Origin of the sequence: Bathymodiolus platifrons methanotrophic gill symbiont, from assembly GCF_002189065.1 — a bacterium.
Taxonomy (GTDB): Bacteria; Pseudomonadota; Gammaproteobacteria; order Methylococcales; family Methylomonadaceae; genus Methyloprofundus.
Map to the genome: position 1 here is coordinate 1 of NZ_BDMN01000065.1, position 4,240 is coordinate 4,240.

2 pseudogenes are annotated in these 4,240 nt (G+C 44.0%); both read right to left on the reverse strand.

The window, feature by feature from the left end:
* Window positions 1-394 precede the first annotated feature (394 nt).
* Window positions 395-2,946, reverse strand: a pseudogene (gene hsdR, locus CDZ78_RS04325) (EcoAI/FtnUII family type I restriction enzme subunit R).
* Window positions 2,947-2,948: 2 nt separating this feature from the next.
* Window positions 2,949-3,937 (reverse strand): annotated as a pseudogene (locus CDZ78_RS04330) (virulence RhuM family protein/type II toxin-antitoxin system death-on-curing family toxin).
* Window positions 3,938-4,240 lie beyond the last annotated feature (303 nt).

Consider the following 4,240-nt stretch of genomic DNA (forward strand, 5'->3'; position numbering starts at 1 on the left):
GGTCACACTCTAATAAAGCTGAAATATAGTTAACGCCACCATGAGATAATTTTTCACTTTCAATGGCGGCATACCGTCGCTTATTTTTTTCACAAAGTGAGTCATAAAATTTCTTCATCGACTTTTCGATATTTTTTTTATAAGGAAATGACATAAGACAACCACTGAGTAATAAATTAAGATAACCTTAATTTAGGGGAGATATTTCATTATTCAAGCTTGGCTGCTTCAGGAAGTTATTTCGTGCACATTCCTTAGCAATCAGGTGAATAAATTCCGAGACATTGTGTAGCCCGTATGGAACTTGTGGAATACGGGAGATTGAGAATGCCCCTTTTCCTGTATTCCGCAAGCTCCATACAGGCTACATTGAAACGTAGACTTTGGGATATTATTAGATACGCGTACCAACAAGATACAAATACGGCTGAAAGCCAACAAACATATCACGAATCACTTTAGGTGAACCCAACTCAACGGTGGCATCACTGATGGTATTATATTTAAGTTCAAGCAGGCTTTTCATCTTGCCTATAGATAATTCTGTCACCCCATCATCTACATAGCGCTGCAAAATAAAATCGATAAAGGCTTGCTGATGGTATTCAGTCTAATGCTGGTTAATGGCTGGCTTTGCCTGCTCTATACGCTGACTGCGTAAGCGCGTCTCAGCAGCGTAGGCTACATACGCTAATACGTCATAAACATCGCTGTCTTGCGCATCAATTAGCGCTTTCATGCTGTCGAGTTTTTCATGGTCATAACCGGCTTCTGCCAGATCATGCAGCAACTTTTCACGAGTATCAGGGTCACTCCAGATTGCACGCAACTTATCTTCATTTTCAAAAAACTGCGGCAAGTCATCAAACATGCGCTCAATAAATTCTTTAGCGGTGATAGGCTTGCCCTCAGGGCTCCAATACATCACCGCTGAAATATGCTGAATTTGGCGTGTTTTACCATCACTGAGTTTAATCATGATTTTTCTACTTTTTTACAGACACAGGGATTACTTCCACATACGGCACATTCAACAGCAACACAAATACAAGGGCTTATTCCACAGACAGCACACGGTTTAACTATGCACTCACAAGGACTGGCTCCGCATTTACTACAGTGTTTAGGACAGTTACACGGATTAAAACTGCACAGCTCACAGGTCTCAGTCGTACAACTACACGGTACATCACCACACACAGCACAAGGCAACGGCTCCCCATCCCATTCCGGATCAGCAAAGTTATAATGCGCTTTAACAAAATCAAAAATGGTGAAGAACTCTTTGCCATCATAAATCCGCGTACCGCGCCCCACAATCTGCTTAAACTCAATCATATTGTTACAGGGGCGCATCAATACAATATTGCGCACATTGCGTGCATCCACGCCGGTTGAAAGCTTGCGTGAGGTGGTTAAGACCGTCGGAATGATTTTCTCATTATCCTGAAATATTTTCAGATCATTTTCACCCGCTGCGCCATCATTTGCCGTCACGCGCACACAGTAATGGCTATTCCTCGTCCAGCCTTTTTGCACCGCATATTGATTAATACAATCACGCACCACACCGCCATGGGCTTGGGTGGCACAAAAGACAATGGTTTTATCACGAGGAATGGCGCGATCCATCCAGTACTGCACCCGCTTCTGCTCACGAGCAGGAATGCTAATAATGCGGTTAAAATCTCCCTCTTTATACAGCTTGCCTGCTTCTGGCTCACCTTGCACCACCACGCCATCAGCCGGTGTATAGACATATTCATCCATCGTGCCGACAATCGGGTACACCTTAAACGGAGTTAAAAAACCATCGTTAATGCCCTGTTTTAAAGTATAGCTATACACTGGCTCACCAAAATAGCCATAAGTATCAACATTATCTTTGCGTTTCGGTGTGGCGGTTAAACCAAGTTGCACCGCAGGTGAGAAATAATCTAAAATCACCCGCCAATTACCCTCATCATTCGCCCCACCGCGATGACACTCATCAATGATAATAAAATCGAAAAAGTCTTCAGGGTAGTCGCCAAAGCACCCTTCGACAGGCTCAGGGACCGGAGGGGTCGAAACAGCATCGGTGCCTGAGCCTGTCGAAGCCCCGGACATGAAGGTTTGGAATATCGTGAAGAACACACTGGCATTTTTAGGCACACGGCCTTTTTTCTTAATCTCACTGGGTTCAATGCGCACAATGGCATCTTCACCAAACGGAGCAAAATCATTAAATGCCTGATTGGCTAAAATATTGCGATCAGCCAAAAACAAAATGCGTGGGCGGCGTTTCGCTTCTTCGAGATTTGTTTGTGCGCTTAAACTCCAGCGGCTATAAAATAACTTCCATGCAATTTGAAACGCGATACAGGTTTTACCCGTACCCGTTGCCAGTGTTAGCAATATGCGTTGTTGTCCTTCTGCAATCGCTTCCAGGGCATTATTAATGGCATTTTCCTGATAATAGCGCGGTGCCCAGTCGCCTTTGCATTCAAAGGGAATAGCAGAAAAACGATCGCGCCAAATGCGCTTGAAATCTGGCAGCTGTTTATCCTGCGCCTTAAAAGTTAGCGCCCACAATGCCTGTGGCGATAAATAATCATCAACCAGCCCTTCTTCACCGGTAAGTAAATCTATTTGATAAATATCATGGCCATTGCTGGCATAAGCGATTCGGCATTGTAAACGCTCGGCATAATCTTTCGCCTGACGCACGCCCTCGCTATAACTCAAACTTTCTTTTTTAGCTTCCAGCGCCGCTAATTTACGGCCTTTATAAACCAGCACATAATCACTGGCAACCTGTGCGCCGCGCTTGCCCCCGGTTAAAATCCGCCCCGGACAAATCACCTCACGCCGAATAAAGCTACCCTCAATCACGCTCCAGCCAGCCGCCTTAAGTTTGGGGTCGATTAACTCTGCACGAGTATCGGCTTCATTTCGCGGAGTCATGCTTATTTCTCCTCAGCCAACATAAGCATAATCAGCCGTATAAGCGTTTCTTTCTGTTTAGGATCTGATTCCGCCACCAACAAAGTTAACGCTGCTAGTCCCGTATCATTGATAACAGGCAGTGCATCAGCATTTAACAACCGACCATTACGATGCAAAAAATCGACAAATAAAAACGCACCACTGCGTTTATTACCATCACTAAACGGGTGATTTTTCACCACAAAATAGAGTAAATGCGCCGCCTTACTTTCTACCGTTGGGTAGGCCGCTGCGCCAAATACAGATTGCTCAAGATTGCCTAAAATGGAAGCCAGCCCATCTTCACGCAAGCGGGCAAACATGTCTGTTGCCTCACCCCGTTCAATCAATGATGCTTTCAGCGCATTAAGTAACACCATCGCCGTATCAGCAGAAGGCAATATACCCCATCTTCACCTTTAGGCTCACTTAACAAACCTTCATCATATTGCTGCAACCATAAAAAGGTCTGCGTATAACGGCTTACAATCTCTACCAAACCACTGCCTGATTCTGCCGTTAATTCAGGTGATTTCGCCGCTTTGCGAATTAACGAAATGGCTTGTTTTAATTCAGCCGCATTGCTATCAAAGCGCTGTTGGTTAATCGCATAGCCTTGTACTAAATACTCGCGTAGGCGCTGGGTTGCCCATATTCGAAACTGTGTACCTTTTTTAGAATTAACGCGGTAACCAACAGAAATAATGGCATTAAGGTCATAGTGTTTTAGCGTTCGTTTTACCTGCCTATCCCCTTCCTGACGAACTACCGAGGATTCCTCGGTAGTTGATAATTCATCTAATTCACCATCACGATAAATATTCTTCAAGTGCAACCCGATATTATCGGTTGAAGTGGCAAACAACTCAGACATCTGCTTTTGGCTTAACCATAAAGTCTCGTGCGCACTGTCTAAACGAACTGCAACTTCATTATCTTCGGTTTGATAAATTATGATTTCGTTATTCATGCGGATACGCCTTTATCTTCTTTTGGTCAGTTAGCCGGTAAAGGCTTTAAGTTTAAAATCCATCAAATTTGCTCTAGTACTCCGTCAACTTTGGCTTGATGGATATCACATGCACCTATCGTTCACACTTTCTCCGTCACTGCCATTAAGTTAAGAGTTAAGAATATAATAAACAATGAGTTATACTGTAGGCTGGGTTAGATTATCTAGCGTAGCATAGATCTAACCCAGCACTTTATATGAACCTCCCAAGATGCCGGGTTACGTTTTTATTGCTGCGCAAAAAAATCTAACCCAGCCTAC